We start from the raw sequence: 15,338 nt of genomic DNA, 5'->3' as shown, positions 1-15,338 counted from the left end.
CGCACCATGCCACGCGTGCTGCGCTACCTGATCGCCACGCTGCTGTGGCTATGGGCTTCCCTGGCCACCGCCGCCGTCTGCGACTGGCCAGCCTGGGAGCAGTACAAGCAGTATTACATCAGCGAGGAAGGACGGGTGATTGATACCTCAACACCCAATAAAATCACCACGTCCGAAGGGCAAAGCTACGCCCTGTTCTTTGCGCTGGTCGCCAACGATCGCGTGATGTTTGATCGGCTGCTGAAATGGACGGAAGACAACCTGTCCGCAGGCGATTTGCGCGCTAATCTACCCGCCTGGCTGTGGGGAGAGAACACGGATAAACAGTGGACGGTGCTGGACCCGAACTCCGCATCCGATGCCGACCTGTGGATTTCCTATAGCCTGCTTGAAGCAGGCCGACTGTGGAAAGAGGCGCGCTATCAGGCGCTGGGCACCGCGCTGCTCGCGCGCATCGCCAAAGAAGAAGTGGTGACGATTCCGGGGCTGGGCGTGATGCTATTGCCCGGCAAAGTGGGCTTCGCAGAGAAAGAGAGCTGGCGTTTGAACCCCAGCTACCTTCCGCCACAGTTATTGGCACGTTTTGCTCCGTTGGACGAGAAGTGGAAAGCCATGCAGCGCACCACGCAGCGCCTCCTGCTAGAAACCGCGCCAAAAGGATTTTCGCCTGACTGGGTCATTTGGCAAAAAGACAAAGGCTGGCAACCCGATACCACCAAACCCAATGTCGGCAGCTATGACGCCATCCGCGTCTATCTGTGGGCGGGGATGATGGCCGACAGCAGCAGAGGGAAAACCGACTTGCTCAAACAGTTTCAACCGATGATTCAACAGACAATCCAGCAAGGGCTACCGCCCGAAAAAGCGGACACCGCGACAGGCACCGTCACCGGACAGGGATCGGTAGGCTTTTCCGCTTCACTGCTTCCGATGCTATCACGCCAGCCGGACGCCCTGGCCGCCCAGCGACAGCGGCTCGCCGCCAATCCACCGGGTGACGAGGCGTATTTCTCCGCTTCTCTGACGCTCTTTGGTCAGGGATGGGATCAGAAGCGCTACCGCTTCACTTCACAAGGCCAACTTTTACCGTCTCGGGGCAGCCAATGCACAACAACACCGTAAACTGGCTGAGCCTCGTGCCGTTATTGCTGATTGCGGCACCGCTGGTAACCAGCGCGGAAACCGCGTCGCCAGAACAATTTCTGATGGAACAGGTGCGTCTGGGAGAAGCCAGCAACAAAGACGATCTCGTACGTCAGTCGCTTTATCGGCTGGAGCTGATTAACCCAGATAACCCCGACGTTATCGCCGCCCGACTGCGGCTGGCACTGCGTCAAGGCGATCAGGCACAGGCGCGCCAGCAGTTGGACAAGCTGAAGACTGTGGCTCCCGATTCTGCCGTTTACCGGCAGGCAGAGATGACGCTGGCGCTGACGCAGGAAGCCACGCGTCAGCAATTACAGCAGGCGCGTTTGCTGTCTACCGCCGGGCGTTACGCGGAAGCCAAAGCGCAGTACGACACGCTCTTTCACGGCGAGCCGCCCACGCTCGATCTCGCCGTGGAGTATTGGCGTCTGGTTTCTCGTTTGCCGAATCAGGTACCCGTCGCGATTAAACAGCTGGAAGCGTTGGATCAGGTTTACCCCAACAATGTCCCGCTGCGCATGGCGTTATCACGCCTGCTCTTCGGTCAGGATCGCAACGAACAGGCCTACCCGCTGCTGAAACAGCTGTCTACCGATCCCGTCGGACGCAGTCAGGCGGCATCGCTCTGGCTGGAAATTATTGGTCGGATGACGGTTACCCCACAGAGCGTGGCGGAACTCAACCGCTTCCTGACGGTATTTGATGGCGGTGAACAGGCAGAAACCGCGCGCAAAGAACTCAACCGCCAGCAGGGAATGTTGGCCGATCCCACCTATCAGGGTCGTCTCCGCAGTCTGGCGGAGGTTGAAAGCGGCGGGGGCAACCGCGCCACGCTCGGTGAGTTAAATCAAGCGCTGGCCGTCACACCCAACGACCCCGAACTGATCGGCGCAGTGGGTCTGGTTTACCTGCGCGAAGGCGATCGGGTAAAAGCGCTGGCACAGTTCCAGAAGGCACTACAGGCGGATGTTAATCGCCTGAACAGCGGCAAATGGGAAGGACTGATTCAAAGCACGCAATATTGGACCACCATTGCGGAAGGCGACAACGCGCTAAAAGCCAATAATCTCCCGCTGGCACGCCAGAAGTATCAACAGGCACGCCAGATGGATAACACCAACCCCTATGCGCTAATTGGCCTGGGTGATGTTGCCGTTGCCAGCCAAAACGATACCGCCGCCCAGCCGCTCTATCAGCAGGCTTTACACCTTGAACCCGGCAACGATAACGCCCTGCGCGGTCTGGTCGGGATTTATCAGCGGCAGTCACCGGAGAAAGCACTCACTTACCTCAACAGCCTGTCGCGCAGCCAGCAGAACACGATGCGGGAGACGCTTACTGCGCTACAACTCAATATCCTGAAACAGCAGGCGGACCAACTTGCGGAACAGCAGCAGTGGACGCAGGCAGAAGAGAAGTATCGTCAGGCGAACCAGCAGGATCCGAACGATAGTTGGTTTGCCTATCGCTATGCCCAGACGCTGCGCCAGTTGGGGCAAATGCAGCAGGCCGACATCGTGGTACAGCGCGCGACTGCCGTGCCACCGGCCGACGCGCAGAAGAACTACGTTTACTCACTTTACCTGTCATCAACCAATCGCGATGAGCAAGCACTCGCTCACCTGAACACGCTTCCCGCAGCACAGTGGAGCGACGACATGCGCGATTTATCCCAACGTCTGACGATGCAGACCACGCTGGCGAAAGCGGAAGCGATGCGCGATGCGGGGGACGAATCCGCCGCTATCGCTTTCCTGCGCCAGCAACCGGCCGATACCCGTATCGATCTGCTGCTGGCGGACTGGGCGCTGGCACGAGGTGAATACGCGACGGCGCTGGCGGATTATCAACGCATCCGCACGCGGGAGCCGCAGAACCCCGACGCACAATTGGGTGAGATCGACGCGTTTATCGCACAGGGTCGGCAAGATGACGCGCGCCAGCGTCTGAACCAACGTCCGGCGCAGGCGGCTGATACCCTCAACGACCAGCGGCGCATAGCCAACGCCTGGCAAGCGGTCGGAAATCCGCAAAAATCGACGGCACTTTTCCGCCAGCTAAAAATCGATGCGCAGAAAGAGCCGATCGGTCAGACTCCTATCGATCAAACGACAGCATTGATCTATCGCGATGCGGCACGCGTTGAACAGCAGCAGTCTCAACCTGAGCAGGCGCAGCAAGACTATAAACAGGCGATGGTCGCCAGCAGCATCACGCCCGCTCTGCCGCAAAGTGACGATGACTACACCCGACTGACGCGCAATCAGACAGGAGACGACTGGCTACAGCGCAGTATCCGCGCCGATGCGGCGGACCTGTATCGTAAGCAGGATGTGACCGTCACGCTTGACCACGATTACTCGAGTTCGAGCGGTACTGGCGGCGTTTCCGACCTGAGCGCCCACAACACCCTGTTGCAGATAGACATGCCGCTGTACGACGGCCGCGCCTTCTTCCGCACCGATACCGTACAGATGAACGCTGGATCCTTCTCAGCGGACAGCAACGGTGCCTATCGGGAAACCTTCGGCACCTGTGCCACGCAGGACTGCTTCAGCGATAAATCGCAGAAAGCCACCGGCACCAGCGTCGCAGCAGGCTGGAAGAACGATCGCTGGTCGGCGGATATCGGTACCACGCCGCTTGGCTTTGACGTGGTCGATATCGTCGGTGGCGCAAGCTACAGCGGTGACTGGCAGCAAATCGGCTGGACCGCAACGGCATCGCGCCGCCCCATCTCCAGCTCGTTACTCGCCTTCGGCGGCACCAAAGACCCAGGCACCGGCGTTACCTGGGGCGGCGTACGTGCCACAGGCGTCAGCCTCGGGCTGAGCTACGATCGGGGCGAAGCGCACGGCGTCTGGAGTGATTTCAGCGTCCACCAGATTACGGGTAAAAACGTGGCCGATAATGACCGCGCCCGCGCGATGGCAGGTTATTACTACAAGCTGATTAACGAGGATAACCGACGCGTCACGGTCGGCCTGAACAGCATGTGGTGGCGTCACCAGAAGGATTTAAGCGGTTATTCGCTCGGTCAAGGCGGCTACTACAGCCCGCAGCAATACTTCTCGCTGGGCGTGCCGGTGAACTATCGGCAGCGGACGGAAAACTGGTCGTGGGAACTCGGCGGTTCGCTGTCGTGGTCACGTTCTTCTACCAAAGATCAGCGTCGCTACCCGCTGACCGGCCTGCTAGGTAACGCTGCGATCACCGACCGAGACGCCATCGAACAGGGCAGCAGCAGTTCCGGCTTCGGCTACACGGCGCGAGCCATCGTCGAACGCCGCCTCAGCTCACACTGGACGCTAGGTGTCGGTATCGACATTCAGCAAGCGAAGGATTACACCCCAAGCCACGGCCTCATCTACCTGCGCTACTCCGCCTCCGGCTGGCAGGGCGATCTCGACAGCCCACCGCAGCCGCTCACGCCGTACGCGGACTTTAAGTAACCTTCCCACCTAAGACCTCATTGGGTTTCCATAACATCGGAAACCCAATAATTAAGAATGAACAGCATGTCAAAATACAGTATTGTTAGTTTTACTGAATATAAAAATCTCTAGACTGTTTTATATTATTATCGTAATCAGGAACTAAAAATTAAAATAAACTAACATGGGGAATATAAAAACCAACACTCCTTATAATTGAATCTAAAAATAAGTTCGCCATTGAAAAACAACACGAGTATGATTTGTGCTCTTGCCAAGCTATTGCGGCAATAAATACACACATCAATGGAGTGAAGCACGATGTCTTTATTCATGCAGTTACGTACGCTTTTCCTTTTCATCATAACTCTCCTCGCGTTTCCCGTCCTCGCCCAACCATCATCCGCGGGGCTCAGTTGCGGGATTTATACGAGCGCTCGCGGGTTTGAAGTTCATGTCATTAATAGCCAGATATTACACAGCGTATATAAAAATGATCGCATCACAGAGCACTATATTCTGAATGATAACAAAGTTGACATGGTCTCCATGGAATCACTCATGACTTCAGACTTTGATATCTCCCCTGACCGTAAAACACTTAAAGATTTCACTGGGGAATATGTCTTAACGGAAGCCAAAGAGTGTAGTGAAAATGTAAAAAAACCGGAAAGTGATATAGGTAAACAGTGTTGGGAGAATATGTCGGCATGCTCAACGCTAATGCAGAAAGGTGATGTTAATACACTTAAACAACTATGCCTGGATAATATTTACGCCGCTTGTGAACAGTGGGACAGCATTGCTTTTGCCGGCGATCGAATAAAAAAAGCATTAGCCGCGACAACGAATCTGGATTTACCAATGCCACTCGAGCCAGAATGGATCGCTACCGTTGTTGAATCATGTCGCACTGGGTTGTCTGGGAAAATGTGTAATGAAGCCGCCAACGCATTGTGGAGTAGCGGACAATATCTTGCCGCCCGAGATGCACTACAGCGGGCTTGCGATGCGCTGGAATGGAATAGTAAAGGATGCCCAAAAGCTGAAGCTCTACAGTCACTCACGGAAAGTGACATTTCCTCCCCAGCCTCTGGTTTGCCAGTCGGGCACTATGTAACGCGCAGCGGTGGGCCGGAGCTGTTTATCGCGCAAGATGGCACGGTGAAAATGAAGGGGAATTCATCGGTTAAGGCGCATCTAGATAATGAGCTGATTCGTATTCCACGCGGCCAGAAAGATGACTTCATCTTCCGTCGTGCCGGGGAAAATAAGCTGGTCGGTATCGATAGCGAGAATACATTCAAAGTCTACGAATTGCAGAAATGAAATAAATCAGTAGCAGCACCTTTTCTCTGATTACTTCATAGCAGGGCGTTACGTCACTGACATCAGGGGAAGCGAACAGCCTCCCCTGACATTCTTTCTATCAATACCCTATCGCTGCCCCGGCCGGGCGGCGGATATCATTTGCGCCGTACAGGTAACCTTCACGCACTTTGCCAGATACCGCCGAGTCATTACCGGAATCCGCAGGCGTCACACCTGCCGCGCCCGGTAAGCCGACCAGAATCAGCTCGGCTGCGCCCCAAGGGGTCTGTTCCACCATCTTGTAGCCGCGCTGCTTCAGCAGGTTCAGCGTATCCGCAGACAGCCCGCGCTGTTCGTAATACACCTCGTCCGGCAGCCACTGATGATGGATGCGCGGTGCGTCCACCGCTTCCTGCGGAGCCATGCCGTGATCGATGATATTCAGCGCCGTTTGCAGCGTGATGGTGATAATGCGTGAACCACCGGGCGAACCGAGCACCATGAAGACCTTACCGTCTTTCGTCACCAGTGACGGGCTCATGGACGAAAGTGGGCGCTTACCGGGGGCGATCGAATTACGTTCCCCTTGCACCAATCCGTACAGGTTTTTCTCGCCAACCTTCACGGTAAAGTCATCCATTTCGTTATTGAGGAAGAAGCCCGTCCCCGGCGCGATCACCACCGAACCAAAACGACCGTTCACGGTATACGTGGTGGACACCGCATTGCCCTGATTATCCACGATGGAGTAGTGCGTCGTTTCCGGTCGCTCGTGCGGGCCAATCCCCGGCTGCACGTTCTGGGACGGCGTCGCGTTCTCCGGTTCGATTTTTTTGCGAATTTCAGCAGCGTAGTCCTTACTCAACAGGCGCTCGACGGGATTACTCACAAACGCCGGATCACCGAGGTAGGTGTTGCGGTCCATGTAGGCGTGGCGCATCGCTTCCGTCAGCACATGCACGGTGGCTGCCGAGTTAAAGCCCGTCGATTTAATGTCGTAACCTTCGACAATATTGAGAATTTCACACATCGTGATACCGCCGGAGCTGGGCGGTGGCGAAGAGACAAATTGATAACCGCGATAATTACAGGTTACGGGTGCCGTTTCGGTAATGCGGTAATTGGCAAAATCAGCCGCCGTCAGAATCCCACCGCCCTGCTTTGCCGCTTTCTCCACTGTCTGCGGGATCGTGCCCTTGTAGAAAGCATCCGGCCCTTTAGCGGCAATCGCCGCCAGCGTGTTCGCCAGATCGGTTTGCACCAGCTTATCACCCGGCTGCAACGCGCTGCCGTCAGGACGCAGGAAAATACGCGCCGCTTCAGGATCGGCTTTGAAGCGCTTGACGGTAGTGTCCAGAATATCGGTGTCTGCGCGCGTAAGCTCAAAGCCTTCACGCGCCAGTTTAATCGCCGGAGCCATCACCTGTTCGCGCGTCAATTTGCCGTATTTTTGCAGCGCGGTATCCAGTCCCAGCACCGTTCCCGGCACACCGGCGGCCAGATAACCGTACAGGCTCGCGTCTTTTTTCACACTCCCATCCGCGTTCAGATACATGTTGGCGCTGGCTGCTGCCGGTGCCGTTTCACGGAAGTTGATAAAGGTGTCTTTCCCATCGGCCAGGTGCAGCGTCATAAATCCACCGCCGCCGATATTGCCACAACAGGGGTTCACCACCGCCTGCGCGTAACCCACGGCTACAGCGGCATCAATCGCATTGCCGCCCATTTTCATGATATCGACGCCAATCTGTGAAGCCAGATATTGCGAGCTGACCACCATACCGTTTTTCGCTTCCACCGCAGGGGCCGATGCGGCCTGCGCGGTTCCACTCACCAGCAGCGCCGTCACGCTCAGCGACAACAGCCATTTTCCCGCTACCGTTCTTCCCGATACTGTGTTTCTTATTCTCATGAAAACTCCTTTATTCCATTGATTTCACTGAGTGCGTTTTATCGCACGTCCATGATCCTTAGCGGTTCGGCCTTGTGCTACAGCGGCTGGGAGCGCAGCCATAAACGCAGCCGCGCACCAAACACATTCACCAACAGGCCGACCATAATCAGCAGCGCGCCCACGATCTGTAGTCGCGAGAGCGCTTCGCCCAGAAAAACAGCGGCGCTGACCAACCCAACCACCGGCACCAGCAGCGACAGAGGTGCCACACGCCAGGTTTCATAGCGCGCTAGCAGGCTTCCCCAAATCCCATAGCCAATAATGGTTGCCGCAAACGCCAGATAAACCAGAGATAAAATCGTCGGCAGTTGGATGGCAGTTAAACTATGGACAATCGCGTCCCGACCTTCAAATAGCCAGGAGCTGATGAAAAACGGCACGACAGGCACCAGCGCTCCCCACACCACCAGCGACATGATGCGCACGTCGCGGTTTTGGCTCATGATCACTTTATTGATGATGTTGCCCACCGCCCATGACAGCGCCGCCGCCAGCGTCAGTAGCAGCGTGGTGGTGGTCATTCCGGATGACATTTGCAGCGCTGTGCGGCCTTCTGCCAGCACCACCATCCCTAGCGCCGCCACCAGAATGCCGACGACGTGATTCCAGCGCAGCTTTTCCGACAGCAAGACCGCGCCAACCAGCAGCGTAAAAAAGGCCTGAGCCTGTAACACCAGCGAGGCAATTCCCGCAGGCATGCCCAGTTTGATGGCTAAAAACAGGAAGCCAAACTGGCCAAAGCTGATTGTCATGCCATAGGCGAGCAGCCATTTCAGGGGAATACGTGGGAAAGGAACAAAGAAAATTGCCGGGAGCGCCACCAGCGAAAAACGTAGCCCTGCCAGTAAAAAAGGCGGCATGTCGTTCAGCCCAACCTTGATCACTACGAAGTTCACGCCCCATAGCACGACAACACAAAGCGCAAGCAGCGCATCTTTCAACGACATCCTCATCCCCTGATCAAATACGTAACAAATACCTTCCTCAAGGTACGCGTAAAATGAAAAAACGGATAAGAAAAGATAATTATGACGTTACGTGACAATGACTAAGCGTAACCATGACGTGAGATAGCCGACCACCAGATTCTGTGGCCGGCATAGATAACGTTACTCGATGGCGATAGGTTTTTCCGTCAGCGTGGTTTTGTTGTCACCCTGAATGGCTTTCACTTGCTGCTCCGTTTTCTGTACTGCATCAGCGCTACTCAACAGGCTATATGTCAGCTCAAATGTCGTGCTCTGGCCGGGCTGCAACTTTTTGACCCGTCCTTGTTCACGTTCAATCGTAACCGGATAGGCGTAGTTAGTGCCGGGTTCGATCCCCGTGACGTAGCCCTGTTTTTCCGTGTCCGTGTTTTTCCACAGCGTCAGCAGCGGTAGTTGATGGGTATCAAAGGCAATCGACACGCCCTTATCTCCCGCCTTGTTCACCAGCGCCGCCAGCGTTTTGCCCTGTGCATCCGTATATGGCGTAATGTTGAACACCATTTCATCAAAGTCTTTTGTCGGGCCTTTGTAGGTTTGCCAGGTTGCCAGACCTGCTTTGGCATGGTCATTAAACGGAGAAATGTCTTTTACTGGTGCGATGAAACGCGCGCCTTCTTCCAGAATCGGCGTACCAAAATTGCTGTGGTAGATAATCTGATAGTCGCGCGGGTAGTCGGCTTTGTTGGTCAGCACATCGTGCACGGTAAACGACTCGCTGCCGGGGACGTAACGCAGCTCGGTCCAGGTTTCCAGGTTCGACTTCTTAAAGCTGTTTTCCTTCAGCAGGCCGCGCACCGTAATGGTATGCGGCGCTATATCGCTGACTTCCACCACCACTTTTGAAGCTGGCGTGTTGCCCGCGCGGCCATGCAGGGTATAGATCATGCCATCACTGACGACCGGGTGCCCTGTCCATTCGAAGCCGCAGCGCACCATCATCTCATTGAAACCTTCCAGCCAGCCCAGCCCGTTACGGCTTTCCAGATTGATGGTATTCGGGTTGACGACCTCATCAACCGGTGAATCCCACCCCAAACGGATGTTTTTTCCCGTCACATGCAGCAAGTTCATCCCTCGCGTCGGGCTGAGGGCAATTTTCAGGCCGTCCTGACTGGTAATCGTGATCACTTTACTGCCTTCCTGACGTCCGCCGTGCAGGACTTTTTGCTCAATGCTGAAATGCTGATTGTTGATCTTCAGGGCATCACTGCCAATTTGCCAGTTTCCCTTTTCCACACTGCCTTCAGCATCTGTCAGCACAAACGTCTGTGCCGATAGTTGCCATGATGTCAGCGCCAGTGTAATGCCTATAGCCAGTAATTTTTTCATGTTAACCACCCCTCTCTGCTGAATTGTTTTAGCTAATGCGAGATAAAGACTACAAATCAGCGGATAGTCAGAATGTGATAGCTATCACCAGATGGAAAAATTCGGCATTGTCGCGTTATTTATCCAATTAACATCACTAATTCACCATGAATGGCATCTATAATTGCAGAATTATTGAGATATCGATCAGTAAAAGCTGAAGTCGTTTCAGCAAAATAAAGCCTACCGTCTGAAACCATTCTCACATTCATGTTCACATCAGCAATTTATTCTAAATAGTAAACGCTACGCGGGATAAAAAATTACAAGTCTGTTTTTTGACCACATTGCACCCTATTGGCGCAAGCGCTATGGTTGCCGGTAACCTGTGTACGACCACTGATAAATAAACTATGAACTTTTCTCTTTTCGGCAAGAAATTCACGCGCCACGCTGGCATCACCCAATTAATGGACGACCTGAACGAAGGGCTGCGTACGCCAGGCGCAATCATGCTGGGCGGCGGCAATCCGGCGCATATTCCGGAGATGGACAGCTACTTCAAACAGCTGTGTCAGGATATGCTGGAAAAAGGGAAATTAACGGAAGCGCTATGCAACTACGACGGCCCGCAAGGTAAGGATACGCTGCTTAAGGTGCTGGCCGAGCTGCTGAGTAATGAATTAGGCTGGCAGATTGGACCACAGAACATTGCACTGACAAATGGCAGCCAGAGTGCGTTTTTCTACTTATTTAACCTGTTTGCTGGTCGCCACAGCGATGGCAGCCTGAAAAAGGTGCTATTCCCGCTGGCACCGGAATATATCGGCTATTCGGATTCCGGGCTGGACGACGATATGTTCGTCTCCGTTCGTCCGCAGATCGAACTGCTGCCCGAAGGGCAATTTAAATATCACGTCGATTTCGATCACCTGTCGATTACCGATGAGATCGGGCTGATCTGCGTCTCCCGCCCGACCAATCCGACCGGTAACGTGCTGACCGACGATGAGCTGATGCGTCTGGATATTCTGGCGCAGCAGCACAAGATTCCCCTGCTGATTGATAACGCCTATGGCGTACCATTCCCCGGCATCATCTTCAGCGATGCCACGCCGCTGTGGAACCCGAACATCATCCTGTGCATGAGCCTGTCCAAGCTGGGTCTGCCCGGCTCACGCTGCGGTATCGTGATTGCGGATGAAAAGGTGATATCCGCAATCGGCAACATGAACGGCATCATTAGCCTGTCTCCGGGTGCGGTCGGCCCAGCACTGGCACACGAGATGATTCAGCGTGGCGATCTGCTGCGCTTATCTAACGACGTCATACGCCCGTTCTACCAGCAGCGCGTAACGGAAACCATCGCGATCATTCGCCGCTACCTGTCGCCCGAGCAGTGTCTGATTCATAAGCCGGAAGGCGCGATCTTCCTGTGGCTGTGGTTCAAGGATCTGCCTATCACGACGGAAATTCTGTACCAACGCCTGAAAAAACGTGGTGTCCTCATGGTGCCAGGTCACCATTTCTTCCCCGGCTTAGATCAGGACTGGCCGCACGCTCACCAGTGCATGCGCATGAACTATGTGCCGGAGCCGGAAAAAATCGAACGCGGTATTGCGATTCTGGCGGAAGAAGTGGAAAAAGCGATGCAGGAAGGCTAATTCGCCGCAAAAATAGACGCGTCATTAAACGACATACGGTTGGGGCAAAGAACCGCCCCACTGTTTTTACCGTCCACTTGCAGCATGCCAAGGTCAGGCATTCCCCTCTTTTTATTCACTCTCCCAGTTTTTGCCATCCTATTCTTATCGTTCATAAAATCAGGAAACTAACGATTAGTTTCTTTAATTATTTTCTGCATTTTTAATCGGTAATAACATTGATTTACCCCCAATCAATAGTTAATCCATTCCAAAAAGACGGTCATCTCACAGCCCTAACCAAAACTTTCAGTATAACTGCGCACTCTGCGCAATTTCTTGCTCACTTTCTGGTGTAAATCACTTTTTGCGCAATGTCTGCAAACGATTCACGAGGTCTGCGCAACTTCTTGCTCAAATTTTGCTTAGTAAAAATTTGAATTAGGTAAATTCATTTATAAAACAAATAGATAAATTTTGGCACATGAATTGCTATGTGAACGGCGAAGTACTAACCCTGTTCAACAACTCATTCCGTTTAACAACAAGGAGCAAGACTATGCCAACTCCATGCTATATCAGCATCGAAGGTAAAACTCAGGGCAACATCACCGCGGGTGCTTTCACTTCTGATTCTGTCGGCAACATCTATGTGGAAGGCCACGAAGACGAAATGCTGGTTCAGGAATTCAAACACATCGTCACCGTACCGACCGACCCACAGTCTGGTCAGCCGTCCGGTCAGCGTGTACACAAACCGTTCAAATTCACCGTCGCGCTGAACAAAGCGGTTCCGCTGATGTACAACGCCCTGGCGTCTGGCGAAATGCTGCCAACCGTGACCCTGAAATGGTACCGCACGTCGGTTGAAGGTAAGCAAGAGCACTTCTTCTCTACCGTATTGACCGATGCCACCATCGTTGACGTTAACTGCCAGATGCCACACTGCCAGGATCCAGCGAAGCTGGACTACACCCAGCTGATCGAAGTGTCGCTGGCCTACCGCAAAATCGATTGGGAACACACCGTTGCAGGGACTTCTGGTTCCGATGACTGGCGTGCGCCGGTCGAAGCATAAGTTTCTATTTAACCCGGGCTTGCCCGGGTTTTCTGCATTGAGCCATGGCCTACGCCATGCCTGAGTGTGGATGACAGCATCAGGAGGACGGATGGCAAACAGTACAGGATTACAGTTCACCGTTAAGGTCGGCGCATTGCCTGCATCGACCTTTTCCGTGGTGGATTTTCAGCTCAGCGAGGCGCTTAATCAGCCGTTTGCCCTGTCGCTGAATCTGGCCAGTCCCTTACCGGGGATCGATTTTGGTGCTGTTCTCGACCAGCCCTGTGAACTTTTGGTGTGGTACGAGGGTGAGCTCCAAAGGCGAGTGAGCGGCATTGTCAGCGCGTTCGCGCAGGGCGACACTGGCTTTCGCCGCACGCGCTATCAGGCAGAAATCCGTCCGGCGCTGTGGCGTTTGGGGCTGCGTACTAACGCCCGCCTCTTTCAGGCACAGAAACCGGAAGCGATTATCGGCACACTGCTGGAAGAAGCGGGCATCACCGACTACGCCTTTGCGTTGCGTAACGAGCACGCGGTGCGCGAATACTGCGTGCAGTATCGGGAAAGCGATTTAGCCTTTATTACCCGACTGGCCGCAGAGGAAGGGCTATACTTCTTCCATGAGTTTGAGGAAGGCAAACATCGGCTGGTTTTTGCCGACGATGCCGGCGCGCTGGCGAAAGGCCCTGAACTGTTTTTCAACCTTGCCACACAGGGGCTGAGCGAAGGGGCATACGTACGCCGTTTCCGTTATGCCGAGGCGGTACGGACTGCCGAGGTAGCGCTGAAGGATTACAGCTTCAAAACCCCAGCCTACGGATTACTGCACAACAAGATGAGTGGTGAGCTGGAGCACCAGCGCGAAAGCTATCAGCACTTCGACTACCCCGGTCGTTTTAAGCAAGACCCGAGCGGCAAAGCCTTTACCAGCTATCGGCTGGACGCACTGCGAGCAGCAGCGATGACCGGCTCAGGCGAATCCAATGCCGCTGAATTGATGCCGGGCAGCAGTTTTACCTTAACCGAACACCCCAATCTGGCACTCAATATCGCCTGGCAGTTGGTTGCCATCACCCACAGCGGACAGCAGCCGCAGGCGCTGGAAGAAGAAAGCGGCGGCGAACCGACCACCTACAGCAACAGCTTCGAGGTCGTGAAAGCCAGCACCACCTGGCGCGCCGACCTGCCGTACAAGCCAATGGTAGACGGCCCGCAGATCGCCACCGTCGTCGGCCCGGCGGGTGAAGAGATTTACTGCGACCAGTACGGCCGGGTGAAACTGCAATTCCCGTGGGACCGCTACGGTGCAAGCGATGACCAGAGCTCCTGCTGGGTTCGCGTCAGCCAGGGCTGGGCCGGTGGCCAGTACGGCCTGATCGCCATCCCACGCATCGGCCATGAAGTCATTGTGAGTTTCCTCGAAGGCGACCCCGATCAGCCGATCGTGACGGGCAGAACCTTCCACGCCACCAATCCCTCACCGTATCCACTGCCGGCGAACAAGACACGCACTTCACTGCGTACTTCAACGCACAAGGGCGCGGGTTTCAACGAACTGCGCTTTGAGGATCAGGCCGGTCAGGAAGAAGTGTTTATCCACGCTCAGAAAGACATGAACACCGTGGTACTGAATAACCGCAGTACAGGTGTAGGCGTCGATCATGCAGAAAACGTCGGACGAGATCAGATCAGTGTCATAGGCCGCCATCAAATTCTTAACGTCGTCGAGAATCAGGGAACAGAGATTCAGGGTGCCCAGAAAGTCATCATCGGGGCAGGCCGAGAAACCGAGGTCACGATGAACGAGAAGCTGACGGTAACGGGAAATATCACCATCACCTCGACTGGCGGCAATATCGAACTGACGACGGGAGCAGGCTCGCTGACCATTTATCAGAACGGCAATATCGATATCAAAGGCGTTAAAGTCAACGTAATCGGAAGTGAACGTATTGATTTAAATAAATAATCAGGGAATGAGCCACCATACTATAGGTGTGGTGGCTTAGCGCTTACAACCACATCATTATTCGAGACATTTTATCGTGACGACGACATCTTCTTCCCACTGCATCTTCACCGAAGGCCGCATCACACTGCCTGACGGCTACTGCGATCGCACGGTGAATGCATTCACGCCCAGTCAGGAAGGCGAACCCGCTTTTACAGTTTCACGCGATGTACTGAACGACGGAGAGGTATTGAGCGGCTATATCGATAGGCAGTTGGATCTGATGGTTCAGCATTTTAAAGGCTGGAAAACACAGGGCCGTGAAGCGATTTGGTTAGGCAATAACGTACTGGAAGGTGAAAGCCTTCAGGCGAGTTATATACGTGATGGTCAACGCATTTGGCAGCAACAGGCGGTATTCGCATTAGATAGCGCACAGATTCTGGTTTTCACCCTATCGAAAACCGCCGCGCCTTCTGCTGCCGATGAATCTCGATTCAACGCCCTGATCGGGAGCTTTACGTTTAACCAATAACGATAAG

The 15,338-nt window shown here is 54.3% G+C and carries 10 protein-coding genes; 7 read left to right on the top strand and 3 right to left on the bottom strand.

The window, feature by feature from the left end:
- The first annotated feature begins 6 nt into the window (after nt 1–6).
- The 3 genes from bcsZ to BJJ97_RS05700 all read left to right on the top strand — a co-directional run bounded on the left by bcsZ (nt 7) and on the right by BJJ97_RS05700 (nt 5,909).
- On the top strand, nt 7–1,122 hold the full coding sequence (gene bcsZ, locus BJJ97_RS05710) for a cellulose synthase complex periplasmic endoglucanase BcsZ (RefSeq protein ID WP_095993338.1): 1,116 nt from the start codon (nt 7–9) through the stop codon (nt 1,120–1,122).
- Complete coding sequence (gene bcsC / locus BJJ97_RS05705) at nt 1,104–4,598, top strand: cellulose synthase complex outer membrane protein BcsC (protein ID WP_095993337.1); 3,495 nt, start codon at nt 1,104–1,106, stop codon at nt 4,596–4,598. The genes bcsZ and bcsC overlap by 19 nt, the downstream gene beginning before the upstream one ends.
- Nucleotides 4,599–4,901: 303 nt before the next feature.
- The gene (locus BJJ97_RS05700; RefSeq protein ID WP_095993336.1) at nt 4,902–5,909 is read left to right on the top strand and encodes a hypothetical protein; all 1,008 of its coding nucleotides are present in this window, start codon (nt 4,902–4,904) and stop codon (nt 5,907–5,909) included.
- A 100-nt stretch (nt 5,910–6,009) separates the two neighbouring features.
- Here the strand turns inward: BJJ97_RS05700 and ggt are convergent, their stop codons facing one another.
- The 3 genes from ggt to BJJ97_RS05685 form a co-directional block, all read right to left on the bottom strand.
- Nucleotides 6,010–7,803 carry a gamma-glutamyltransferase gene (gene ggt, locus BJJ97_RS05695; RefSeq protein WP_095993335.1) on the bottom strand — a complete coding sequence of 598 codons (1,794 nt, stop codon included), beginning with the start codon at nt 7,801–7,803 and terminating at the stop codon, nt 6,010–6,012.
- Between the two features lie 77 nt (nt 7,804–7,880).
- Nucleotides 7,881–8,792: an EamA family transporter gene (locus BJJ97_RS05690; protein ID WP_095993334.1), complete on the bottom strand. Its 912-nt coding sequence runs from the start codon at nt 8,790–8,792 to the stop codon at nt 7,881–7,883.
- Between the two features lie 162 nt (nt 8,793–8,954).
- Nucleotides 8,955–10,163 (bottom strand): aldose 1-epimerase family protein, encoded by a 1,209-nt coding sequence (locus BJJ97_RS05685; RefSeq protein ID WP_095993333.1) that lies wholly within the window; start codon nt 10,161–10,163, stop codon nt 8,955–8,957.
- A 392-nt stretch (nt 10,164–10,555) separates the two neighbouring features.
- On the opposite strand from BJJ97_RS05685, the gene BJJ97_RS05680 reads away from it, so the two are divergent.
- From BJJ97_RS05680 to BJJ97_RS05665, 4 genes are all read left to right on the top strand, one after another.
- Nucleotides 10,556–11,806 carry a valine--pyruvate transaminase gene (locus BJJ97_RS05680; RefSeq protein WP_095993332.1) on the top strand — a complete coding sequence of 417 codons (1,251 nt, stop codon included), beginning with the start codon at nt 10,556–10,558 and terminating at the stop codon, nt 11,804–11,806.
- 538 nt (nt 11,807–12,344) lie between these two features.
- Entirely contained in the window at nt 12,345–12,863 is a 519-nt protein-coding gene (locus BJJ97_RS05675; RefSeq protein ID WP_012822145.1) for an Hcp family type VI secretion system effector, read from the top strand.
- A gap of 91 nt (nt 12,864–12,954) precedes the next feature.
- The gene (locus tag BJJ97_RS05670; protein WP_095993331.1) at nt 12,955–14,814 is read left to right on the top strand and encodes a type VI secretion system Vgr family protein; all 1,860 of its coding nucleotides are present in this window, start codon (nt 12,955–12,957) and stop codon (nt 14,812–14,814) included.
- Between the two features lie 76 nt (nt 14,815–14,890).
- Nucleotides 14,891–15,331 carry a DcrB-related protein gene (locus BJJ97_RS05665; protein ID WP_095993330.1) on the top strand — a complete coding sequence of 147 codons (441 nt, stop codon included), beginning with the start codon at nt 14,891–14,893 and terminating at the stop codon, nt 15,329–15,331.
- Nucleotides 15,332–15,338 lie beyond the last annotated feature (7 nt).

It is taken from the genome of Pectobacterium polaris (genome assembly GCF_002307355.1).
Lineage (GTDB): Bacteria > Pseudomonadota > Gammaproteobacteria > Enterobacterales > Enterobacteriaceae > Pectobacterium > Pectobacterium polare.
Note: the sequence above shows the minus strand (reverse complement) of the source record. Positions and strands in the feature narration are given on the sequence as shown.